We start from the raw sequence: 23756 nt of genomic DNA, 5'->3' as shown, positions 1-23756 counted from the left end.
GCCAACGCCGCGTTGGGCGAAGCAGCCCCGAGGACGCGGCGCCACACCCAGCCATGCCACCCAACGGCAATCGACGCGACAGCCGACCCAAGAGCCCTGTCCGGCCAACGCCGCGTTGGGCGAAGCAGCCCCGAGGACGCGGCGCCACACCCAGCCATGCCACCCAACGGCAATCGACGCGGCAGCCGACCCAAAAGTCACGCAACGACCAGCCACGCCGCACCCCAAGCCAGAGCCACACCTCGGCCGACGAAGCGGCGCGACGGCCAAAACCACGCCCAGCCGGAGCCACACAACGACCACCGCCGCAACGCGGCGGCCGACTGAGCAGCGCCGCACCTGGGCGGAGTCACACGGCGGCTGCATCCGAAGGCAGCTCACCGACCACGGCAAGGGCGACGGGCGACGTGCTGCGGCCCGCGGCACCCAGAACCTCCGCACCCAGCCACACCACGCGGTTGTTGACGGAGCAACGACCATTCAACGCAGCAGACCAGCCATAGAGCCACGCCACACCCAAGCGCTGGCGCCCAACGGTGATCGACGAAGCAACGCGGCACCCAGCAAGTCCCGGCACACCGGACCCACCCAGCAGCCGACGACGCCACGCAGCGGTCAGCTGACGGCTGAGCAGCGCGGCGGCCCGCTGAGCAGCGCGGCGACCCGCTGAGCAGCGCGGCACCTGGGCGGAGTTGCACAGCGGCTGCGTCCAGAGGCAGCTCACCGACCTCAGCAAGGGCGACGGGCAAGGTGACGCGGCCCGCGGCACCCAGCACCGCCGCACCCCAGCCACGCCGCGCGGTGGTTGACGGGGCAACGGCCATCGACGCGGCACACAGCCAAAGAGCCACGCAGCGGCCGGCCGAGCCAACGCCGCACCCGAGCGCCGGCGCCAAACGCTGGTCGATGAAGCGACGCGGCACCCAGCAGGCCGCGGCACACCGGAGCACGCAGCAGCCGACGACGCCACGCAGCGACCAGCAGCCAGCTAAGCAGCGCCGCGGCCAGCTAAGCAGCGCCGCACTTGGGCGGAGTTGCGCGGCGGGTGCGTCCAGAGGCAGCTCACCGACCTCAGCGAGGGCGACGGGCGACGTGACGCGGGCCCACGGCACCCAGCACCGCCGCACCCAGCACCGCCGCACCCAGCACCGCCGCACCCAGCACCGCCGCACCCACGCGGTGGTTAACGGGGCAACGGCCATCGACGCGGCACACGGCCAAAGAGCCACGCAGCGGCCGGCCAAGCCACGCCGCACCCGAGCGCCGGCGCCAAGCGGTGGTCGACGAAGCGACGCGGCACCCAGCAAGCCGCGGCACACCGGAGCCGCGCAGCAGCCGACGACGCCACGCAGCAGCCAGCAGCGCCACGCGGCGACCAGCAGCCGGATGAGCAGCGCCGCAGCTGGGCGGAGTTGCGCGGCGGCTGCGGCCGGAGGCAGCTCACCGACCGCGGCGAGGGCGGCGGGCGACGTGACGCGAGCCCTCGGCACCCAGCACCGCCGCACCCCAGCCACGCCACGCCGTGGTTGGCGGGCTGGGGTGAGGGTCGCGGCGCGGGGGCGAGTGGGGTGGACGGGACGGGTGCTGGTCGTGGGTTGGGGGTTACTGGCGGCCGGGTTCGAGGCGGCGGAGGGCCAGGCGGGCCAGGGCGATCAGAGCGGTGATGTGGAGCAGGAGGATCAGGACCGAGCGCCACCAGGCGCCGGTGGTGTGGGCCCAGAGGCTGTCGTCGAAGGGGATCATCGACGTGAGGTCGACGGTGGAGGCGCCGGCGGCCAGGCCCCAGCGGGTGGGGAAGAGCCAGGCGATCTGCTGGAGGACGGTCTGGCCTTCGAGCTCGAAGAGGCCGCCGGAGAGGACGAGCTGGGCCATCACGACCACGACGAGGACGGGGGTGGTCTGCTCTGTGGTCTTGGCGAGGGCGCTGACGAGCAGGCCGAACGCCATCGAGGCGAGGGCCACCAGGGCGACGGGGATGCTGATCTCCAGGAGCCAGTGCTCGGGGAAGATCAGGGGGGCCTTGGGCGGGTTCTTGCCGAGGAGGGCCAGCCAGGTGAAGAGGGCCGTCTGGGCGACGATGATGATGGAGAAGACGAAGACCTTCGAGGCGAGGTAGGCGCCGGCGGAGAGGCCGACGGCGCGTTCGCGCTTGTAGATGGTGGCCTCGTTGACGATCTCGCGGATCGCGGCGGCGGTGCCGAGGAAGGCGGCGCCGACGGCCAGGACCACCAGGAGGCGCTGGGCCTCGAGGCTGATCCTGCCCGTGCCCGGGGCGAGACCGTTGTCACCGGGGACGGTGCGGGTCAGCAGGGCCAGGGCGAGCGGCAGGCCCAAGGTGAACAGGGCAAGGCCGCGGTCGGCGCCGATGACCCAGAACATGCGCAGGCACAGCGTGAGGAACTGCCGGACCGGGGCCGCCGGGTGCAGGGCTCTGCTGCGCAGTGACGCGCCGCCGAGCTTGACCCGCGCCCGCCCGACCGCCCGCGCCGGCCTCCCAGACGACGAACCAGACGACGAAACAGACGGCGAAACAGACGGCGAACCCGACGACGAACCCGACGACGAACCAGGCGCGGCGGAAGCAGTGGAGCCAGGAGCAGCGACGGGGGCAGGGGACGCCGGCCGCTGCGGCATGGTCTGTTCCGCGGTCTGCGAGTCCACACCGGTCTCGGACGGAGCCGGGTCGCGGGGCTTCGGGACGGTCACGCGCTCGACCGCGGCGGGCTTCGGCAGCGGCGCCTCGGCGATCTGGGCGGTCACATACTTCGTGTAGAGCTCCGAGCTGCGATACGTCCGCATCCAGTGGTCGGCGTTGGTCGTGACCTCGCGGAACACCTCGGCGTAGTCCTCGGCGCCGAAGAAGGAGAGCAGCTCGCCGGGCGGGCCGAAATAGCCCATGCGGCCGCCGACGGTCAGGACGAGGACGCGGTCGCACAGGTCGAGGTGCATGACGTTGTGGGTCACGACGGCCACGGTGCGGCCCTTGTCGGCGAGGTCGCGGAGCTCCTCCATGACCTCCTTGTCGAGTGCCGGGTCGAGGCCCGACGTCGGCTCGTCGAGGAACAGCAGCGACGGCTCGGTCAGCAGCTCCAGCGCGACCGAGACACGCTTGCGCTGGCCGCCGGAGAGCTTGTCGATGCGCATCTTGGCGCGCTCGGTGAGGTTGAGGGTGCGCAGCACCTCGGCGACGCGGCCGCGGCGCTCCTCGCGCGGCACGTCGTCGGCGAAGCGCAGCGCGGCGGCGAAGCGCAGGGCGCGGCGGACGGTGAGCTGGCGGTGCAGGACGTCGTCCTGCGGGACCATGCCGATGCGGTAGCGCAGCTCGGCATAGTCGGCGTAGAGGTCGCGGCCGTCATAGCGGACCGTGCCCTGGGTGGCGGGCCGCAGCCCGGCGACGGCCTTGATGAGGGTCGACTTGCCGCAGCCGGAGGGGCCGATGACGCCGAGCAGGCTGCCCTCCGCCAGGGCGAAGCTGACGTCGTCGAGCAGGATCGCGTCATTGATGCGCACGGTGAGGTCGTCGGCGATGAGGGAGGACGGGCCGGCGTCCTCGAACTCGTGCAGGCGCATCCCGTCGAAGATGAACTCGTGCCGGCCGATGGAGATCATGTCGCCGGGCTGCATCGCCTGGCGGGCGACCTGCTTGCCGTTGTGGAACGTGCCGTTGCGGCTGCCGAGGTCGACGACCTCATAGCCGGTCGGGGTGCGGCGCAGCTCGGCATGGTTGCGCGAGGTGCGCAGGTCGGTGAGGACGATGTCGTTGTCAGGGCCGCGGCCGAGGCGGATCAGCGCCGCCGCGTCGTGCAGGGCGGCCTCCCGCTGCGCCGGTGGCTGGGCCGCGGGGACCGGCTCGGTGATCGTGACGACCTTGAACGCGACCTTGGGACCGTCGGCGGCGCCGAGGTGCACCGCTCCCCCGTCGACGGCGGCGACGAAGGCGGCCTTCTCCCCGTCGACATACGTCCCGTTGCGGCTGCCGAGGTCGCGCAGGAACCAACCGTCATCGTTCCAGATCACCTCGGCGTGCCGGCGGGAGATCAGGGTGCCCTCGACGACCAGGTCGTTGGCCGCGTCGCGGCCGATGGTCACGGTGTCGTCGGGCCGCACCAGTGAGCGCGCCTCACCGGCGGGGCCGGTGACGGTCACTTCGAGGACGGTGAGCTCGCGGGTCACGGTCTGCTGGTCATTGCTCGCCACGGCCATCATCATGCCGCCCACGTACGACAGAAAACAGCCGGGGATTCTTGTATCAGGAAGCTGACTTCCTCCCTCTAGTTTCCAGACCACGTGAGGAGGAGAGCCCATGGCACCAGCGGACGCCCGTTCGGAGCAGTGGCGGTCGCGACGCGCCCGCAGGCTCGCCGGGCTGGGGTGGGTGCGTCGCGAGGACCGGGCGGACGGCACTCCGGTGCGGTTCGTCGCGGACGAGCTCCTGGTGCTCGACGACCGCTTCGCCACCGCTCGTCAGGCGTTCATGGAGCAGGGGTTCACCGTCCGGGACATCGTGGAGGAGGGGGATGTCCCGGAAGGGTTCCGGCGGGTGCGGTTGCCTGGCCTGGACGTCGCGCGTGCCGCGAGGCGGGTGCGGGTCCAGGCCGAGGCGGCCGGTGACACCAGAGTGGCCGCCGGGCCGAATCACGTGTTCGTGTCGACGCCGTTCGAGCACGCGGGGCCGTATGGACCGCCGCGGCCGGCGGCGCCGGGGCACCTCACGGTCCGTGACCGTGCGGTGCCGGATGTCGAGGTGCTGGTGCTGGACACCGGGGTGTGGCTCAACAGCCCGCTGCCCAAGGACCGGTATGTCACCGACGACTTCGAGTCCGGCATCCAGGGCGACGAGGAGGTGCGCGACGGTGACGTCGGGCACGCCAATTTCGTCGCCGGGGTGCTGGTCTCCAGGTCCGCACACGTGCGGCCACGGGTGGTGAGGATCGTCGACACGCACGGGGTGTGCCGGGAGACCGACCTGATCGCGGGGCTCCGGCAGGCGTACGACCATCAGCTCATCAACCTGTCACTGGGCGGTTACACGCTCGACGACCGTCCGCCGGTCTTGCTGACGGCGGCGCTGACGGAGCTGCTGGGCAGCGGCGACCGGGTGGTGGTCGCCGCGGCCGGCAACGACGGGCAGCACGACCGGCCGTTCTGGCCGGCGGCGTATGCGGGGACCAGCGCGTCGTGGCGGCGGCGGGTGGTCGCGGTCGCGGCGCACGACGGCCGGCGGATCAGCGACTGGAGCAACACCGGCACGTGGATCACGCTCGTGGCGCCGGGCGCCGACGTCACCAGCACGTTCGTGCATCACGAGGACTTCGGCGACGGCTGGGCGCGGTGGAGCGGGACCTCGTTCGCCGCGCCGTTCGTCGCGGCGGCGATCGCCGACGCGTTGCCCGGTGCCGGCTCGGCCCGGCTGGCGGCGGAGGCGGTCATCGCCGGCGCGTCCCGCCGGTATGGCCGCTACGCGGGGCTGGCGTGATCGTATGCGCCACGGCAGGGGGCAGCGGTGCCACACCGGGAGCATTACCAGGGGGAGGGGGGTGACGGGGTGCGGCACAAAGGTCGCCGCACCCCGTCACCGGCAGGGCGCGATGATAGCCTTCGAGACCATGGCTGAGCCTGAAAACGCCGAGCTCCTGAGGGCGGCCGCCACCGGCGACCAGAAGGCCTGGGAGTCCATCGTGGACAGATATGCCAACCTTGTCTGGTCGGTCGCGCGCAGCTTCCAGCTCGGCCGTTCCGACGCCGCCGACGTCAGCCAGGCGACCTGGTTACGGCTGGTCGAGCACATCGCCGACGTCCGCGACGCGGACCGGCTCGGCTCGTGGCTGGCCACCACCGCCCGGCGGGAGGCGCTCGCGCTGCTGCGCCGCGGCGGGCGGGACGTGCCGGCCGGCTCGGCCACCGACTTCATCGGGATCCTCGGCGGCGTGCTCGCCGGCGAGGACGAGGAGCTCGACGCGGGGGTGCTGCGCGACGAGCGGGACAAGGCGCTGTGGCACGAGTTCCGTTCGCTGTCCGGCCCCTGCCAGCAGTTGTTGCGGGTGCTCATCGCGGACCCGCCGCCGAGCTACGCCGAGGTGTCGGCCGCCCTCGACGTGCCGGTCGGCAGCATCGGACCGACCCGGCAGCGCTGCCTCGGCACGCTGCGACGCAGATTGGGCTCGACGACGACATGAGGCCACGACGGACCACGCCAAAGGCACAGACACACCTCGACCCGAGGCCGCGACCGACCACGCCAAAGACACAGGCACACCACGACCCGAGGCCACGACCGACCACTCCAAAGGCACAGACGCAGGCACAGCCGCAGGCAGGGCCGACCCGATGATCGGGGAGGAAGAGGTGCTCAGGGCATTGCGCGACATCGCGGGCCGTCACGACCCGGTGCCCGACGACGTGCTCGCGGCCGCCCGGGCCAGCATCGGCTGGCGTGACCCCGACGCGGCCCTGGCCGAGCTGACCGCCGACTCGGCCCGGGAGCGGCTCGTCGCGGTCCGTGGTGGCGGCTCGCCGCGGCTGCTGTCGTTCTTCGGCGGCTCACTGACGATCGACGTGCAGGCGACGACCCGCGCGGGCGCCGTCGAGGTGGTCGGCACGGTGTCCCCCGCGGTGCCGGCCAGGATCGTCCTGGAGTCCCCGACGGGCAGCCACGAGACCGACGTCGACGACGAGGGGCGTTTCCGCTTCCAGGGTGTCGTCGCGGCATCTGTACGACTGCGGTGCGAGCCGGCCGACGGTGCGCCCGTCCACACGGAATGGGTGCTGCTCTAAGAGGGGCAATTCGCCACGAGACGGACACATCCGGCGGTACCCTGCAAGGCATGCCGATCGATCACGTGCAGATCGTGTCCATCCCGGTGAGCGACCAGGACCGGGCACGCGACTTCTACGTCAACGCGCTGGACTGGGAGCTGGTGAGCGACAACGACTCCGGCGACCGCCGGTGGGTCGAGGTGGCCCCGAAGCACGGCCAGACCGCGTTCACGCTCGTCACCTGGTTCGAGACCATGCCCCCGGGCTCGCTGCGCGGCATCGTGCTGGACACCGACGACATCGAGAAGACCTACGAGGAGCTGTCCGAGCGGGGCATCATCTTCGACGGACCGATCGAGGAAGGGCCGTTCTCGCGGGTCACGAGCTTCTCCGACCCCGACGGCAACACCTTCGTGCTGCACCAGCTCTACCAACCGCGCACGAGGGTACTAAGCTACCCGCCGGCAGGGTCGTAGCGCAGAGGTCGTCGCGCCCGCACAGCACGCTGGAGGACGTCGGTTCGATTCCGACCGGCCCTGCCCCTCTATGCTCGTCCCCGGTGGGCCGTAGCGCAGAGGTCGACGCACCGCTTTGCCAGAGCGGAGGACGCCGGTTCGATTCCGGCCGGTCCACCCACACGCTTCCTTGCGCACAGGGGCTAGGCTCTGCCGGTGCCTCGTCTGGACCCCTCCGACGTCGCGGCGTGCCTGCGTGTGCTCGCCGCGCTCAACGGCGCGGACGACGACGACCCGTCGGCACAGGCGGTCCGTGAGGCGGTCGTCAGCTCGTACAAGAGCCGCAAAAAACACCAGAAGAGCGCGCGCAAGACCGAAAGCGCCGCCCACGACCTGCGGGTGCTGACCAGGGCCACGGAGCAGGACGAGGAACTGCTGCGGGCCCGGCGGTGCTACGTGTGCAAGCGGCACTACCGCACGGTCAACCGGGCGTACCCGCTGATGTGCCGGCCCTGCTCGACCGGCAACACGGCCCGCCGCACGGCCCGCTGCGACCTGCGCGGCCGGCGCGCGATCGTCACCGGCGGGCGGATCAAGATCGGCTACCAGACGGCGCTGAAGCTGCTGCGCGACGGCGCCGACGTCATCGTCACCACGCGCTTCCCGCACGACGCGGCCCGCCGGTTCGCCGCGGAGAGCGACTTCGCCGACTGGCGCGACCGGCTGCGGGTGCACGGCGTCGACTTCCTCGACCTGCCCGCCGTCGTGGGCCTCGTCGACGCGGTCACCGAGCAGTGGGGCCACCTCGACATCCTCGTCAACAACGCGGCCCAGACCATCTCCCGGCCGGCTGAGTACTACCGTGCGCTGCGGGCCGCCGAAGCAGCGGCGCTCGGACCGGGCGTCCCGGTGCCGGTCCCCGCCATCAGGTCCACAGTGGACTTCTTCCCCGCCGGCATGGTCGACGAGACCGGTGAGCAGCTCGACCTGCGCCCCGTCAACAGCTGGGTGCTGCACCTGCACGAGGTCACCCCGCGGGAGTGGATGGAGGTGCAGGTCGTCAACGCGTTCGTGCCGTTCCTGCTCACCGCCCGGCTGCGCCCGCTGATGCTCGCCTCGCCGCACCCCGACCGGTACGTCGTGAACGTCTCGGCGATGGAGGGCAGCTTCAGCCGCCGCAACAAGACCAGCCGGCACCCGCACACCAACATGGCCAAGGCCGGCCTCAACATGCTGACCCGCACGATCGCCGAGGACTACGCCCGCGACGGCATCCACGTCACCAGCGTCGACACCGGCTGGGTCACCGACGAGCGGCCGCAGGGCACCAAGGAGGCCTTCCACGAGGCCGGCTTCCGGGTGCCGCTGGACGTCGTCGACGGCGCCGCCAGGGTGTACGACCCGATCGTCCGCGGCGTGCACGGTGACCGGATCTCCGGCGTCTTCCTCAAGGACTACCAGGTGGTGCAGTGGTAGACACCCCAGAGATCGCGTGCCCGGTGCTGACGGTGCCGGCCGTGCCGCAGGCCGACCTCGCCGACCTGTCTCCCCTCCTGCAGAGGCTGCGCGACCCCGAGCCGGTCCGGGAGACCGAGCGCTTCCCGCTCGGCACGCTGCAGCCCGACGGCCGGGTCGACCTGTGCAAGCAGGGCCTCGGCGCGGCCGGGGTCACCCAGGTCCTCGACCGGGTCGTCGGCTCCCCGCACGCCGTGCACCTGCTGCTGGGCACCAACGGGCTCGGCGCCCCGGGGACCGCCGCCCTCGCCGAGGGCCTGCCGGAAGGGCACCGGGTCGAGACGCTGTACCTCGGCTGCAACGCGATCGACGCGGCAGGCGCCGCACCGTTGTTCGAGCGGCTCGCCGCCGACGACCGGGTGCGGGCGCTGTGGCTCAAGCGCAACCCGCTCGGCGACGAGGGGGTCGCCGCGCTCGCGGAGACGCTGCGCCGCAACACGACCATCGACACCGTCGACCTCGTCAACACCGGCCTGACGACCGCGGGCCTGGCGGTGCTCGTCGACGCGCTCGCCGCCCGGCCCGCCCCGGTGACCCGGGTGTTCCTCGGCGGCAACGGCCTCGGCCCGTCGGCGGGCCCGCTCCTGCGGCGGCTGCTGCGCGACGCCGGGGTCCGCGGCCTGTTCCTGGCCGCGAACCGGCTGGGCGACGACGGGGTCCTGCCGGTCGTCGAGGCGATGCACGGCGGCGACATGACGCTGGGCCTGGGCGGCAACGGGCTCACCGCGGGCACCGTCGCCGCGCTCGCACCGCGGCTGCACCTGCTGGACAGCCTGGACCTGAGCCGGCCCCAGTCGCTGCGGGTGCTCGGCGCCACCGACAACCAGGTCGGCGACGACGGTGCCGCGCTCCTCGCCGCCGCGCTGCCCGGCACCCGGCTGCGCCGCCTCGACCTGCGCCACACCGGCGTCGGTGGTCGCGGCGCGAAGGCGCTCCTCGCGGCGCTCCCCCAGACCGCCCTGACCCGCCTCGCGCTCGGCCCGGACGTCCCGCGCCGCGTGAAGCGGGCCATCAGCGCGCTGCTCCCGGCCGCCGACAGCCAGCCGGGCAGCGAGATCGTGAGCGTGTACCGGTGACGACCCTGACCCGAGCGGGCGCCGGCAACTGGCGGCGGATCCGGCGCTGGGCGACGCCCCCGTCGATGATCCGGGCGGCGACCCAGGCCCGGCTCGCCGGCGACTGGCGGGCCGCGTGCGCCGCCGCCAACGTCGACGTCGAGCTCGACGAGGGCCAGGCGAAGCTGTTCGAGGACGACCTCGCCCACTTCGCCCCGGACCTGCTGCGCTGGCACCTGCCGCGCAAACCGGCCCGCGGCGACACCCACCTGGACGCCCGGCAGGTCGTGCACCTGGCCGGCGACGGGCCGGCGCTGTACGTCGGCGGCACCCGCCTCGGGTTCGGCTCGCAGCGGCTGCGGCTGTTCGCCACCGACGAGCCGCTCGACAGCGACGACTGGGACGACTGGGAGTGGGACGACGGCCCGCGGCCGTTCCACGCGCTGCACGACTACCGGACCCGCCGGCACCTCTGGGACGCCCGCGAGTCCGGCCGGCTCCTCGAGGGCTGCGGCTGGACGCACCTGCCGTTCCACGACCCGGCCGGCCGCCCGCTGCCGGAGGCGGCGTGGGGTGCCACCGAGCGGGTCCTGGCGCTGCACGACGCCGGACGGTTCCGCGAGGCGTGGCAGGCCGCCGGCGCCGACGTGCCCGAACTGCCCGACGACGGCAGCCACTGGAACGCGCGGATCCTGCGGCGGCTGTGGCGCGGGTTCCTCGGCGAGCACCTCGCCGTCCTCGACGCCGCCCGCGCCCGCGGCACCGACGCCGTCGGGATCGTCTTCGGCTGGAACTACGTGCTGAAGCTGACCGGCTTCACCGACCAGCGGCTCACCGGCGAGTGGGTGGGCACCGGCTACCGGGACCGCGACGCCGACTGGCACCTGGACTCCCGACCGTACGAGCGGCCCATCGACGCCGAGCTCGTCCGCACCGGCACGATCCCCGCGTCGTGGCTGCACCCGCTCGTGCACGCCGCGTTCTTCCCCGAGGCCGTGGCCCCTTCGCCGCGGGTGGGCGCGACGGCGGTGCCCGAGGCGCGGCTGCGCTGCCGTGACGGCGCGTGGCATCACGTACGGATGGCCGGCGGCCGCTTCGAGATCCCCCACACCGACGAGGAGCGCCGCCGCGAGCAGGCCCTCCTCGCGCTCGGCGGCGAGGTGCACGGCTGCATCGCCGCCGAACGGAACTGGCGCGAACCCCACGCGAAGCTCCCCCGCGCCCTGCACGAGCTGCGCCGCGACCTCATGCTGCGGGCCCAGCAGGGCGACCTGCCCGGCGTCGTGGAGCTGCTCGACGCGGGCGTCGACCCGCACGCCCGCGACCCGCACGGCCGGACGCTGCTGCACCACATCAGCGGCCTGATGGCGGCGCCGGACGACCTGACCCTGTTCGACCGGCTGATCGGCCTCGGGCTCGACGTCCACGCCCGGGACCGGCGGGGCATGACGCCGCTGCAGACCGCCGTGTACGACACCGGATCCGCCGAGCTCGTCCGCGCCCTGCTCGCCGCCGGGGCCGACCCGGACGGCGAGGACGACAACGGCGTCTCCGTCGCCGACACCCTGGACCGGTTCGGCCGCCCCGAACTGAAAACCCTGCTGCAGTCGGGGTGAGGACGCTGCGCACGGCGCGGCGGTTCGCGGTGCCTCGCTGGATGATCGAGCGGGCGACGCGGTGCCGGCGCACCGGGGACTGGCGCGGCGCGTGCGACGCGGCCGGCGTCGACGCGGGCCTCGACCTGGCCCGGATCGGACGCGACCACGGCGCCGCGGTCGCCGCCGCGGTCGAGGACGACCTGCTGCACCTGGCGCCGGACCTGCTGCGCTGGCACCTGTTCCAGGCGCCTGCGCCGGGCCCGGTGACCCTCGCCGTGTACGGGCGGCACGCGCTGCGGGTCCGGCGGCGGCACCCCGGCACCCCCAGCCAGCGGCTCGAGCTCGAGTTCGCCGGTCTGGACGGCGACCAGCGGTCCGCGCTCGACGGCGCCCGCGAGCGGTGGGACAGCCGGCGCACCGGTGAGCTCCTCGACCGGTGCGGCGGCTACGACGGGCACCTGCCGTTCCTCACCGCGTCCGGCGAACGGCTGCCGGAGGCGGCGTGGGGCGGCCCGGAGCGGATCATCGCCCTGCAGGACGCCGGCGACTGGGCCGCCGCCTGGACGCTCGCCGGGTTCGACGTCGGGCCGCTGCTCGCGACGACCGGCAAGGGATACTGGGTCGGCAGGGCGCTGCGCGACCGCCGGCACGACCTCACCGGGCTGCGGACCGCCGTCGCCGCCGTCTTCGCTACCGGACGGCCCCGGGCCGGCGTCCCGCTCGGGCTCTCCCCGGACACCTCGCTGACCGTCGACGCCGACCTGCGGGTCTGGTACGGCACCTCGTCGCCCCTGCCACCGATGGTGCCGGTCGTGCGCGCGGAACGGGCGGTGGACTTCGACCTCGTACGCCACGGGATCCTGCCGCTGGAACACCTGCACCCGCTCGTCGGCGACGCCCTCTTCCCCGACCTCGCCGGACTCTTCGACGGGCCGCCCGAGACCGTCCCCGACATGGCGCCGGTCCGGGTGCGCTGCCAGGGCGAGTGGCACATCCTCGGCGGGCACGAGCACACCCCCGACGAGACCCGCCGGGAGCTGGCGCTGCGGGCGCTCGGCGGGGCGCCGCTGCGCGGGTGCTTCGCCGCCCGGGACGGCTGGCGCGACCCCGACGCGTGGACGCCGAAGGCGCTGCGCCTGCGCCGCCGCGACATCGTGCTGCACGCCGTCAACGGCGACGGGCCGGCGATCGCCGCGTGGCTCGACGCCGGGCTCGACCCGCACCTGCGCGACCACCACGGCCGCACGCTGCTGCACCTGCTCGCGTGGCTGCCGGACCCCGGACCGGTCGTCGCACGACTGCGGCACGCGGGCCTCGACCCGCACGCCCGCGACAAGACCGGCCTCACCCCGCTCCGGCACGCCCTCGACCTCGGCGGCACACCCGCGGCGATCCGGGCCCTGGAGGAGCTGGGCTGCACATGACGCAGGCCCTGGTGGGGGCGGTGTCCGATGTGGCGGCGTGAGCTGGCCGCCGCGCGGTGGACGCGGCGGGTCGGGGTGCCCGCGTGGATGATCGAGGCGGTGGCCGAGCGCCGGGCCGCCGGCGACTGGCGGGGTGCGTGCGCGGCGGCCCGCGTCGACATCGACCTCGACCTGGCGGGGATCGGGCGCGGCGACGGCCGGGACGTCGCGGCGCGCGTCGAGGACGACCTGCGGCACGTCGTGCCGGACCTGCTGCGCTGGCACCTCGACCCAGCCCGGCCTGACACCGTCCTGAACGGTTACGGCGCCCGCGCGCTCATCGTGTCGCGGCGCGAGCCCGAGCGGCTGTCGCTGCGCTACGGCGCGGTCCCGGCCGGCTCGTCGCGAAGTTCGCTGGTGTACAACCGGGCGCTGTGGGACGGCCGGTGCACCGGCACCCTCGGCGGCGGGAGACCGGTGCCGTTCCTCGACGGCGCGGGGAACCGGCTGCCGCCGGAGCGCTGGGGGCTCGCCGAGCACGTCATCACGCTGCAGGACGCCGGGGACTGGATCGGGGCGTGGCGGCTCGCCGGCTTCGACCTCCAGCCGCTCCTGCAGCGCCGGGCCGACCTGCGCGCGTCGGTCCGCACGCCGTCGCTGGGGCCGGCCCGCAGGACCTGGCGGCTCGACCTGACCGGCCTGCCCGCCGCGATCCGGTCGGCCGGGGCCTCGGAGGCGCTCATCGATCACGTCGACGGGGCGTACACCACCCTGATCCGCGACACGACGGTCAGCGGCTCGGCCGAGGCGGCAGGGCTGCGGCTGCCGGCGCCGCTCGTCGAACGCCCCGTCGACGCCGACCTGGTCCGCCTCGGGATGCTGCCGGCGAGCGCGCTGCATCCGCTGGTCGGCGCGGCCCTCTTCCCCGGGCTGCGGTGCATGCCGCCGTCGCCGGTGCCGGACACGGGCCCCGTCCGGGTCCGCCGCGACGGCGCCTGGCGGCTCACCGACCCCGCGGACGCGGGCTGGCACGACCCCCTGGCGGCGCTGCCGAAGCAGCTCCGGTTGCGTCATGCGGCGTTGGTACGACTGGCGCGTCACGGCGACGCACCGGCCCTGTCGGCGTGGCTGGCGGCGGGCGGCGACCCGTACTTCCGCGACGGCAACCGGCGGACGATGCTGCACCTGCTCGCGTGGGTGCCGGACGCCGAGACGCTGCTCCTCGACCTCCTCGCCGCCGGGCTCGACCTGGAGGCCCGGGACGCGGCCGGCATGACGCCGCTGCTGTTCGCGGTCGGGCACGGCGGGCCCGCCGGGACGGTCCGGGCGCTGGTGACGATGGGCGCCGACGTGAACGCCGTCACGTTCGCCGGTCTCGGGTGGGCGGATCTGGCGCGGGGGTCGGGGCGGCTCGACGAGCTGTCGTTCCTGGGGTGATCGGGCCGCTTGCTCTCGGGGCAGTTGGGTCGTGCGTTCGTGGGGTAATTGGGTCGTTCGTTCATGGGTAATTGGGTCGCGGAATTGTCGTACCCGGCGGCTACCGTGTCGCGCATGACCGCAGAACCAACGGCGCTGACCCTGCTCGCCGCGGCCGACGAGCTGCTCGCCGCGACGCGCTCGACCCGCGTGGAGCGGCGCGACAACACCCAGCTCGAGGCCCTGGCGCTGGCCGTCTCCGCCAACCTTCCGGTCCTGCTCTGGGGCGAGCCCGGCATCGGCAAGTCCTCGGCGCTGCAGCAGCTCGCCGACCGGCTCGACGTGCCGATGGAGACGGTCATCGCCAGCATCCACGAGCCGTCCGACTTCGCGGGCCTGCCCGTCGTCGGCGACGACCCCGCCACGCAGGGCGTGCCGATGGCCCCGCCAGACTGGGCCGTCCGGCTCGCCAAGCGCGGCTATGGTCTGGTCTTCTTCGACGAGCTGTCCTCCGCCCCGCCCGCCGTGCAGGCCGCGCTGCTGCGCGTCGTCCTGGAGCGGCGCGTCGGCAGCCTCGAGCTCCCGCCCGCGGTCCGTGTCGTCGCCGCCGCCAACCCACCGTCGAGCGCCGCCGACGGCTGGCACCTCAGCCCACCCCTCGCCAACCGGTTCGTCCACCTGCACTGGACGCACGACCCCGCCGTCGTCGCCCGCGGCCTCGCCGGCACCTGGCCCACCGCCGACATCCCCCGCGTCGACCCGCGCAAGGGCGCGTCGGCGCTCGCCAGGGCCCGCGGCACGCTGTCCGGGTTCCTCACCGCCCGCCCCGGCCTCGCCCATCACCTGCCCGCCGACGCCGAGGCCCGCGGCGGCGCCTGGCCGTCCCCGCGCACCTGGGAGATGGCGCTACGCCTGCTCACGTTCGGCATGGCCAGCGACGCCACCCGCGCCGCCCTGTCCACCGCCCTCGTCGGCGCCATCGGCGACGGCGCCGGCCTCGAGCTGGTCAACTACCTCGACGAGCTCGACCTCCCCGACCCCAACCGCGTCCTCGCCAACCCCGACGCCTTCCAGCTCCCCGCCCGCGGGGACCGCCAGCTCGCCTTCCTCACCGCCGTCGTCTCCGCCGTCCAGAGCAACACCACCCGCGAGCGCTGGGAAGCCGGCTGGACCGTCCTGAGCAAGGCCGTCGAGGCCGGCGTCCCCGACGTCGCCGCCCGCGCCGCCGCCGACCTCGCCGCCATGCGCAAACCCGCCTGGCCCGTGCCCGCCACGATCGACGCCTTCATCGACATCCTGAGCCTCTCCGGCGCCCTCCGATGACCACCCCACCCCCAGCGGGCGCGGTGGACCCACCACTCCCAGCGGCCGCGGCCGGTCTTCCACCCCCAGCAGGTGCCGTCGGTCCTCCGCCTCCAGCAGGTGCCGTTGGTCCTCCGCCCCCAGCAGGTGCGGTCGGTCCACCGCCCCCAGCAGGTGCGGTCGGTCCACCGTCCCCAGCCGGCGCGGTGGGCCCATCGTCGCCGACAGGTGCGGTCCGCCTGCCGTCCCAGGCCGGGGCGGTCGGTCCGCCGCCTCCGGCCGGGGCGGTCGGTCCGCCGCATCCGCCCGGGGCGGTCGGTCCGCCGCATCCGCCCGGGGCGGTCGGTCCGCCGCATCCGCCCGGGGCGGTCGGTCCGCCGCATCCGGCCGGGGCGGTCGGTCCCCCATTCACCGCGGTGGTCGAGCCGGGACACCCTGACGCGGTGCCGCCGGCATGCAGCTCTCCTACACACGCGCAACCTGTGCCACCCGCACCCGCCCAGACGCCCCTGCCCGCGGCGACACAGCCACCACCGTCCGTGCCCACGACACCGCAGGCGGCGCCGTCCGTGCCAGCGACACCGCAAGCGACGCCGTCCGTGCCAGCGACACCGCAGGCGGCGCCGTCCGTTCCTGCTGGGCCGTCGGTCGGGGCGGCGCGGGCGTTGGATCGGACGAAGCTGCTCGCGGCGCGGTACAAGGCGGCGATGCTGCGGCCGTATCTGGCGACGGCGTTGTACGCGTTGTCGGTCGTGCCGAGCCGGCACCTGGCGACCATGGGGGTCGACCGGCGGTGGCGGTTGTACGTGTCGCCGGAGTTCGTGGACGGGCACAGTGTCGAGGAGCTCGCCGGGGTGTGGGTGCACGAGGTGGCGCACCTGCTGCGGGACCATCACGGGCGGGCGGACCGGCTGCCTGCGGGCGACCGTGGCGACCACCTGCGGGTCAACCTCGCGCAGGACTGCGAGATCAACGACGACCTGGTCGCGGACAAGCTGGTGCTGCCGGCGTCGCGGGTGGAGCCGGCGACGTTCGGGCTGCCGGAGGGGCGGCTGTTCGAGGAGTACCTGGCCGGGATACCGCACACGCACTCGCATGACGTGCAGTGCGGGTCGGGCGCGCACGGCATCCCGGTCGCGGGTGAGGTCGGTGACGCCGCGGAGCCCGGCGTGCGGGACGTGGAGGCGGTGGCGATCCGCCGGCAGACCGCCGACGCGATCCGGGCGCACGTGCGGTCGCGTGGCACCGTGCCCGGGGGCTGGCAGCGGTGGGCGGACGAGATCGCCGAGCCGGTCGTCGACTGGCGGCGGCTGCTGACCGGGGCGCTGCGGCAGGCGGTGGCGTGGGCGAGCGGTGCCGTCGACTACACGTACGCGCGGCCGGGGCGGCGGACCGGGGCGATGCGCGGGGTGGTGCTGCCGAGCCTGCGCCGGCCGCTGCCGCGGGTCGCGGTGGTCGTCGACACGTCGGGCTCGATGGGCACCGACGACCTGGCGGCGGCGCTGAGCGAGGTGACGGGCGTGCTGCGTACCGTCGGCATCCGCGGCAACCGGGTCACCGTCGTCGCCTGCGACGCCGACGTGCACGCGGTGACGCGGGTGGTGAAGACGGAGCAGGTCGAGCTCGGCGGTGGTGGCGGCACCGACATGCGGGTCGGGATCGCGGCGGCGCTGCGGTCGCCGGACAAGCCGCAGATCGTGGTCGTCCTCACCGACGGCGGCACGCCGTGGCCCGACGAGCCGACGGGGTGCCGGCTCATCGCCGGGCTGATCGGACCGAACCCCCCGCTGCCGCCGTCGTGGGTGGAGTCGGTGCACATCACACCGACCGATGGCGGCTGATCCAGGTGTACGCGACAACTTTCGGAGACTGTCCCGCCACGGTCCGGCTGCCTACCGTGAGGTGTATGGCAGAACACGAGCTGGGGCTGTCCCGCGCCGACAAGTGGCTGATCGGCGCCGGGTTTCCGCTGGCCGGGGTCGCGGTCGGCTGGGCGCTGCCGCTGCTGGCGCGCTGGCTGCTGACCCTGCCGTGGGTGCCGTTCGGGGGGCCGGTCCGGCTCGTGGCGGCGCTCGACCACGGGTTCGGGCGGATCGCGATGATGGCCGCCGGGCTGCTGCTCGGGGTGGTGTTCGTGGTCGTCGCGGTGCACGAGACGCTGCGGGTGACCGTCGCAGACAGCGAGCTGCGGCTGCGGCTCGGCGACGCCGCCTGGGTCGTGCGCCGGGAGGACGTGTCGGCGGTGTTCGTCGACGGGCGGCTGCTCGTCGTGCTGGACCGGGACTCGCGGCAGGTGGTGCGGGAGCGGCTGGAGCGGGCCGGTGACCGGCAGGTGGCGGAGGCGTTCCGGGCGCACGGCTACCCGTGGCAGAGGCAGGACCCGTTCGGGGAGCTGTTCCGGCGCTGGGTGCCCGACCTGCCGGACCTGCCGGCCGCGGTCAACGCGGTCCTCGCCGCCCGGGCGGTGGCGCTGACCAGCAAGAGCACCACCGACGCCACAGAGCTGCGCGACGAGGTCCAGAAGCTGGGGTACACGGTCCGCGACGACGGCACCACGCAGCACTGGCGTCCCCTGGTGCGCTCGTGAAGGCCCGCAACCTCGTCGTCGACGCGACCGTCTTCGTCATCTCGGCGCTGACGATGGTGGTCGCCGCGGCGTCCGGCCTGGACAGCGGCGCTCTCAGCGACGAGCGGCTGCTGCTGTCGACGGCCGTGACCGTGCCGGCGTTGGTGCTGATCTGGTGGCGGCGGCGGTGGCCCGTACAGGTGGCGCTCCTGCTGCTCGTCCCGGCGGCGCTCACCGACTTCGTCGGCGGGGCGGCGTTGATCGCGGTGTTCACGGTCGCGGTGCACCGGCCGTTCCGGGTGGCGCTGGGCGTCGCGGTCGCGCACCTGCTGGTGCCGGTCCCGCTGATGCTGCGCTATCCGGACCCTGACCTGCAGATCGTGGGCAACGCCACGGCCGCGGCGCTGCTCACGTGCATCGTCCTGGCGTGGGGGTCGACGGTGCGGGCCCGGCGGGAGCTGATCGCGTCGCTGCGGGACCGGGCCGTGCGCGCCGAGGCGGAGGCCGAGCAGCGCGCCGACCTGCTGCGCGGGCTGGAGCGGGAGCGGATCGCCCGCGAGATGCACGACGTGCTCGCCCACCGGATCTCGCTGATCAGCCTGCACGCCGGCGCCCTGGAGATCCGCCGCGACCTGTCGCGGGAGCAGGTCGCCGAGGCGGGCGGCACCATCAGGGCGAGCGCGCGCCAGGCGATGGAGGAGCTCCGGGAGATCCTCGGTGTGCTGCGCAGCAGCGACGACGACGAGCTGCGGCCGCGCCAGGACCTCGCCGACCTCGACGAGCTGATCGAGGAGGTCCGCAGGGCCGGCACCCCCGTCGACCTCGACAACCGGCTCACCGCCGGCGGTGACGCGGGGCCGGAGACGCTGCCCGCCGCGGTGAACAGGACCGCGTTCCGCCTCGTGCAGGAAGGCCTGACCAACGCCCGCAAGCACGCGCCCGGCGCCGCCGTCGCGATCCGCCTCGACCGCACGAGCCAGGGCGAGCTGCACGTGTGGCTGCGCAACCCGCTGCCGGCCGTCCCGGTGCGGCCCGCGCTGCCGGGATCGCGGTCGGGTCTCGTCGGCCTGGCCGAGCGCGTCACCCTCGCCGGCGGCCGCCTCGAACACGGCCCCCGCCGCACGACCCCGCCCCCACGACACACCCCGTCACCGCAGCCCGGCCTGGCACAACAGCCCGGCGAGGCGCAGCTGTCCGACCGGGCACAATTCGGCGTGGCCCAGCAGTTCAGCGGGGCCCAGCAGCCCGGCGGGACGCAGCCGTCCGACGGGACACAATCCGGCATAGCCCAGCAACCCAGTGGGACGCAACGGTCTGGCGGGGCACAGCAGGCCGGCGCGGCACAACAGCCCGGCGAGGCGCAGCTGTCCGACCGGACACAATTCGGCATGGCCCAGCAGTTCAGCGGGGCCCAGCAGCCGGGCGGGACACGGCCGTCCGACGGGACACGATCCGACGTGGCCCAGCAGTCCAGTGGGACGCAACGGTCTGGCGGGGTGCAGCTGTCGGGGGCGGCACAGCAGGCCGGCGGGGCACAGCAGGCCGGCGGGGCACAGCAGGCCGGCGGGGCGCAGCAGGTCAGCGGAGCGCAGCAGGCCGGCGGCGTCCGGCAGGCAGGCTCTGATTCGCAGGTCGGCGGCGGGCAAGGGCACAGCGGGGCGGGCGACAGTGGGGGCCACGGGCGTGGCAGGTCGGGCGACGGTGGCGGCCGGGGGCACGACGGGGCGAGGGACAGCGGGGAGCACGGGCACGGCGGGTCTGGGGACGGTGGCGAGGTCGGGTTTCACCTGGAGGCGTGGCTGCCGTGGCGGGGATGATCCGGGTCGTGGTCGTCGACGACGACGCGCTGGTCCGGGCAGGGCTGGCGATGGTCCTCGGCGGGGATCCTGAGCTGGAGCTCGTCGGGGAGGCGGGCGACGGCGTGGCGGCCGTCCAGGTGGTCCGGGCCAGCCACCCCGACGTGATCCTCATGGACATCCGGATGCCGCGGATGGACGGGCTCGCCGCGCTCGAGGCGCTGCGGGCCGGCGGGGTGCCGGGGGCGGTGGTGGTGCTGACGACGTTCGACACGGACGAGCACGTGCTGCGGGCGCTGCGGCTCGGGGCGCACGGGTTCCTGCTCAAGGACACGCCGCCGCTGGCGATCCTGGACGCGGTGCGGCGGGTCGCGGCCGGCGAGCAGATGCTGTCACCGTCCGTGGTACGGCGGCTCGTCGACCACGTGGTCCGCGACGACACCGCCGAGCGGCGCGCGGTCGCTGAACGAGCCCTGGACGCGCTGACCCCGGCGGAGCGCAAGGTCGCCGACGCCGTCGCCGAGGGCCGCTCCAACGCCGAGATCAGTGCGGCGCTGCTGATGAGCGTGGCCACCGTGAAGACGTACGTGTCGCGCATCCTCGGCAAGCTGGGCTGCACCAACCGTGTCCAGATCGCCATCATGGTCCACGAGACACGCACGACCCGCGGCAGCTGACCGCCACGAAGCCCGCGACCGCCAGGGTCGCGACCGGCCCGGGCCGCGGGGCACGGCGGGCGGCGGCGGTCCGTCGCGGAGGGCCGTGCGGGGGTCAGCGGTGGTAGCGGTCGGCGATGAAGCCCGGGGTGGGTGGTTCCGCGGGCGCGCCCGTCGCGGGCAGGCCGTGGGCGGTGTTGGCGCCGAAGCCGCGGCGCAGGGTGCGGACCTGCTCCTCCATGGCGGGGACGCTGGTGCGCGCCTGGCGTTCGATGACGCGTTCGGACAGGCGGCTGTTGAGGAACGTGCGCAGCCAGTACACGACGGCGACGCTGCGCGGGACGAAGACCTTGCGGCGGCGGTGTTCGAGGGCGGAGACGAACGCTTCGGCGCAGCGCTCCACCGACGTGGTCGAGCCCAGCGGCGGCGGCAGCTTGCGCAGCGTCTCGCGGAAGGTGGGCATGTCGTCCTGGGCGTCGCGGACGAGGTCGGTGTCGATCCACGACGGGTGGGCGGTGCCGACGCGGACGCCGTGGTGGGCGACCTCCAGGCGCAGGGCGTTGCCGAAGTGCTCGACGCCGGCCTTCGACGCGCAGTACGGCGCCATCCCCGGCAGCGCGGCGAACGACGCCGCCGACGCGACGATGAGCAGATAGCCGCGGGACTCGATGAGGTGTGGCATGACGGCGGCGGCGGTGCGCATGACGCCGACGAGATTGACCTCGACGGTCCGCACCAACGCCTCGATGTCACCGGTGGCGACGGTGCCGCGGCTGGCGACGCCCGCGTTGGCCAGGACGGCGTCGATGCGGCCGTGGGCGGAGACGGCGCCCTCGACAGCGGCTGCGAGACTGGTCTGGTCGGTGACGTCGCAGGGGAACCACGCCGCGTCGAGGTCGGCCGCGACGGCGGCGAGGCGGTCGGGTTCGAGGCCGGCGAGGACGACCTTCGCGCCGCGGGCGGCCGCGATGCGGGCGGTGTGCTCCCCGATCCCCCTGGCGGCACCGGTGATGAGCACCACCTGGCCGGACAAGCTGTGCTGCACCGTGGGCCTCCCGTCGGCGGTACCGTCCAGTACCAGGCAAACTAACACCCACGGACATTCTGGCGAAAGGCCGAGGCAGGCGCATGACGAGCACGAGAACCGCCGAGGAGGTCCGCGAGGCGCTGACCGGCGGGCTGGCGGCGGCGATCGCGGACAAGGGCTACGCGGCGACGACGATCGCCGACGTGGTCATGCACGCGCGGGTGTCGAAGCGGACGTTCTATGAGCACTTCACCGACAAGGAGTCGTGCCTCATGGCGCTGTACGAGCAGGGCTGCGTGCACCTGCTCGCCGTCGTGCGCAGCGCCGCCGGCGGTGGTGGCGGCAGCTGGAAGGCCATGGTCAACCACGGGGTGACCGCATACCTGAACGCGTTGGAGAGCATGCCGGCGGTCACCCGCACGCTGCTCGTGGAGATCCAGGCGGCCGGCCCGAAGGCGTACCGGCTGCGGCAGCAGATGCAGCGCCGGTTCGCCGATACGCTGGTAGAGGTGGTCGATGCGGCGCGGGCCGCCGACCCGGCCATCCCCGAGCTGTCCCAGCTGCTCGCGATCGCGCTGGTGGGAGGGGTGCACGAGATGATGCTGCAGGTCTCCGACCCGTACACGGGCGCCGGGCCGTCGTTCACGTCCCTGGCGCCGGCCGTCGACGAGCTGGTCTACGCGATCCTCACGAATCCCTGGTCCGCCGGGATGGAATGATCGAGCGCACCCGCGAGTTGCGTTTCTTGCAATCGTTGTTCAAGGAGGCTGCGTTCCGGTGCTCAACCCCAGCGAGCTCTACACGCTCACCGAGGACCCGCCGGCCGTCGACCGGCCGGTGCTCGTGCACGCGCTGACGGGCTTCGTCGACGCCGGCAACGCGAGCCGCCTCGCCCGCGAGCATCTGCTGACGATCGGCTCGCCGCGCACGGTGGCGACGTTCGACCTCGACCAGCTCTACGACTACCGCAGCCGGCGCCCGGCGATGCTGTTCGTCGAGGACCACTGGGAGCACTACGAGCAGCCGCGCCTGCTCCTGCGCGTCCTGCGCGACGCGACCGGCACCGAGTTCCTGCTGCTCGACGGCCCCGAGCCGGACCTGCAGTGGGAGCGGTTCACGGCGGCGGTCATCGAGCTGATCGAGCGCTTCGACGTGCGGGCGACGGTCGGCCTCACCGCGATCCCGATGGCCGTGCCGCACACCCGCCCCACCGGCGTGACCGCCCACGGCACGAGCCGCGACCTGATCGCCGGGTTCGAGCCGTGGCTGCAGCGCGTCCAGGTGCCCGGCAGCGTCGGCAACCTCCTCGAGTTCCGCATCGGCCAGCAGGACCGCGACGCCTTCGGCTTCGCCGTCCACGTGCCGCACTATGTGGCGCAGGCGGAGTTCCCGTCGGCGGCGGAGAAGCTGCTCTCCTGCGTCTCCGAGGCGACCGGCCTGCAGCTGCCCACCGAGGAGCTGCACACCGCCGCCGAGTCGGTCCGCGCCGAGATCGACGTGCAGATCGCCCAGGCCGACGAGGCCGCGTCGCTGGTGCGGGCGCTGGAGGAGCAGTACGACGCCTACACCCGCGGCCGCCAGGGCAACAACCTCCTGGCCGACTCCCCCACCCCACTCCCAACGGCGGACGAGATCGGCGCGGAGCTGGAGCGCTTCCTCGCCGAACAGACCCGCAACGACGAGAACCCGTAGCCCCTCCGTCACGGTTCGCAACGCCGTCCCCCGCCGTTCCGCCCCTGGTGAAAGCCCGGAAACTACGGTCCGTCACGACGCCGAAGATCGATTTGTTGGGCGGGGGTAGGGTTGCTTTGCAGCGGTCACCCCGGCACCCAGCGGTCGAAGCCCTGCCCACCAGGATGTGAGCCGTGCCCACCAGCGGCGAGGAAGTCCAGCCGCCAGCGAGGTTCACGCCCGGACGGGTTCGCCCGTGCTCACGCGCGGACAAACCTGGCGGCGTCGAGGATGACGTAGCCACTCGCCGGCCGTCGGGTAGCTGATCTGCCCCGGGCGGCTGGTCTGTCCCGGGCTGCCGGGCTCCCCCCGGGCGACCGGGCTCCCCCGGGCGACCGGGCTGTCCCGGGCGGCCGGTCCGTCCCAGGTCGCTGGCCTGCGTGGCGGATCAGGCTGGCGGATCAGGCAGGAACGAGTTCTGTCCGGCGCGGATCGAAGGCAGGCGCGAATCAGCAGGCGTGCGGGCCAGGCGTGCGGGCC

The 23756-nt window shown here is 74.0% G+C and carries 18 protein-coding genes and 2 tRNA genes; 18 read left to right on the top strand and 2 right to left on the bottom strand.

Annotated elements, in window-relative coordinates:
- Positions 1–1602: 1602 nt before the first annotated feature.
- The gene (locus AB0I21_RS32970) at positions 1603–4197 is read right to left on the bottom strand and encodes an FHA domain-containing protein (protein ID WP_360567038.1); all 2595 of its coding nucleotides are present in this window, start codon (positions 4195–4197) and stop codon (positions 1603–1605) included.
- Positions 4198–4303: 106 nt separating this feature from the next.
- Here AB0I21_RS32970 and AB0I21_RS32965 point away from each other — a divergent pair, with 106 nt between their 5' ends.
- The 16 genes from AB0I21_RS32965 (at position 4304) to AB0I21_RS32890 (ending at position 20539) form a co-directional block, all read left to right on the top strand.
- Complete coding sequence (locus AB0I21_RS32965) at positions 4304–5476, top strand: S8 family serine peptidase (RefSeq protein ID WP_360567037.1); 1173 nt, start codon at positions 4304–4306, stop codon at positions 5474–5476.
- 130 nt (positions 5477–5606) lie between these two features.
- Positions 5607–6176: a sigma-70 family RNA polymerase sigma factor gene (locus AB0I21_RS32960; RefSeq protein WP_360567035.1), complete on the top strand. Its 570-nt coding sequence runs from the start codon at positions 5607–5609 to the stop codon at positions 6174–6176.
- A gap of 151 nt (positions 6177–6327) precedes the next feature.
- The gene (locus AB0I21_RS32955; RefSeq protein ID WP_354895295.1) at positions 6328–6774 is read left to right on the top strand and encodes a hypothetical protein; all 447 of its coding nucleotides are present in this window, start codon (positions 6328–6330) and stop codon (positions 6772–6774) included.
- A gap of 50 nt (positions 6775–6824) precedes the next feature.
- Positions 6825–7232 (top strand): VOC family protein, encoded by a 408-nt coding sequence (locus AB0I21_RS32950; RefSeq protein WP_344503345.1) that lies wholly within the window; start codon positions 6825–6827, stop codon positions 7230–7232.
- Positions 7223–7295: transfer RNA gene (locus AB0I21_RS32945), tRNA-Ala, on the top strand. The genes AB0I21_RS32950 and AB0I21_RS32945 overlap by 10 nt, the downstream gene beginning before the upstream one ends.
- 21 nt (positions 7296–7316) lie before the next feature.
- A tRNA-Gly gene (locus AB0I21_RS32940) sits at positions 7317–7392 on the top strand.
- 35 nt (positions 7393–7427) lie between these two features.
- Positions 7428–8687, top strand: coding sequence for an SDR family oxidoreductase (locus AB0I21_RS32935; RefSeq protein ID WP_360567033.1), 1260 nt, complete (start codon positions 7428–7430; stop codon positions 8685–8687).
- The gene (locus AB0I21_RS32930) at positions 8681–9802 is read left to right on the top strand and encodes a gala protein (RefSeq protein WP_360567031.1); all 1122 of its coding nucleotides are present in this window, start codon (positions 8681–8683) and stop codon (positions 9800–9802) included. The genes AB0I21_RS32935 and AB0I21_RS32930 overlap by 7 nt, the downstream gene beginning before the upstream one ends.
- On the top strand, positions 9799–11397 hold the full coding sequence (locus AB0I21_RS32925) for an ankyrin repeat domain-containing protein (RefSeq protein ID WP_360567030.1): 1599 nt from the start codon (positions 9799–9801) through the stop codon (positions 11395–11397). The genes AB0I21_RS32930 and AB0I21_RS32925 overlap by 4 nt, the downstream gene beginning before the upstream one ends.
- Positions 11394–12803 (top strand): hypothetical protein, encoded by a 1410-nt coding sequence (locus tag AB0I21_RS32920; protein ID WP_360567028.1) that lies wholly within the window; start codon positions 11394–11396, stop codon positions 12801–12803. Before AB0I21_RS32925 ends, AB0I21_RS32920 begins: the two co-directional genes overlap by 4 nt.
- Before the next feature lie 27 nt (positions 12804–12830).
- Complete coding sequence (locus tag AB0I21_RS32915) at positions 12831–14219, top strand: hypothetical protein (RefSeq protein ID WP_360567026.1); 1389 nt, start codon at positions 12831–12833, stop codon at positions 14217–14219.
- Positions 14220–14333: 114 nt separating this feature from the next.
- Positions 14334–15521 carry an AAA family ATPase gene (locus AB0I21_RS32910; protein ID WP_344503339.1) on the top strand — a complete coding sequence of 396 codons (1188 nt, stop codon included), beginning with the start codon at positions 14334–14336 and terminating at the stop codon, positions 15519–15521.
- Between the two features lie 644 nt (positions 15522–16165).
- Positions 16166–17341: a VWA-like domain-containing protein gene (locus AB0I21_RS32905; RefSeq protein ID WP_360567024.1), complete on the top strand. Its 1176-nt coding sequence runs from the start codon at positions 16166–16168 to the stop codon at positions 17339–17341.
- 65 nt (positions 17342–17406) lie between these two features.
- Positions 17407–18087, top strand: a complete 681-nt coding sequence (locus tag AB0I21_RS32900; protein ID WP_360567022.1) for a hypothetical protein — start codon at positions 17407–17409, stop codon at positions 18085–18087.
- Positions 18084–19883, top strand: coding sequence for a histidine kinase (locus tag AB0I21_RS32895; RefSeq protein ID WP_360567020.1), 1800 nt, complete (start codon positions 18084–18086; stop codon positions 19881–19883). The genes AB0I21_RS32900 and AB0I21_RS32895 overlap by 4 nt, the downstream gene beginning before the upstream one ends.
- Positions 19880–20539, top strand: a complete 660-nt coding sequence (locus AB0I21_RS32890; RefSeq protein WP_344503334.1) for a response regulator transcription factor — start codon at positions 19880–19882, stop codon at positions 20537–20539. Before AB0I21_RS32895 ends, AB0I21_RS32890 begins: the two co-directional genes overlap by 4 nt.
- Before the next feature lie 94 nt (positions 20540–20633).
- Here AB0I21_RS32890 and AB0I21_RS32885 read toward each other — a convergent pair whose 3' ends face one another.
- On the bottom strand, positions 20634–21563 hold the full coding sequence (locus AB0I21_RS32885) for an SDR family oxidoreductase (protein ID WP_344503333.1): 930 nt from the start codon (positions 21561–21563) through the stop codon (positions 20634–20636).
- Between the two features lie 83 nt (positions 21564–21646).
- Between AB0I21_RS32885 and AB0I21_RS32880 the strand changes: the two genes are divergently transcribed.
- Both AB0I21_RS32880 and AB0I21_RS32875 read left to right on the top strand, forming a co-directional pair.
- Positions 21647–22264: a TetR/AcrR family transcriptional regulator gene (locus tag AB0I21_RS32880; RefSeq protein WP_344503332.1), complete on the top strand. Its 618-nt coding sequence runs from the start codon at positions 21647–21649 to the stop codon at positions 22262–22264.
- 58 nt (positions 22265–22322) lie between these two features.
- Complete coding sequence (locus AB0I21_RS32875; protein ID WP_360567017.1) at positions 22323–23237, top strand: PAC2 family protein; 915 nt, start codon at positions 22323–22325, stop codon at positions 23235–23237.
- The last annotated feature ends 519 nt before the right edge of the window (positions 23238–23756 follow it).

This window comes from Dactylosporangium sp. NPDC050588 (assembly GCF_040654975.1).
Classification (GTDB): domain Bacteria; phylum Actinomycetota; class Actinomycetes; order Mycobacteriales; family Micromonosporaceae; genus Dactylosporangium; species Dactylosporangium maewongense.
The sequence above is the reverse complement of the archived record's forward strand: the minus strand, read 5'-3'. Positions and strand labels throughout refer to the sequence as shown.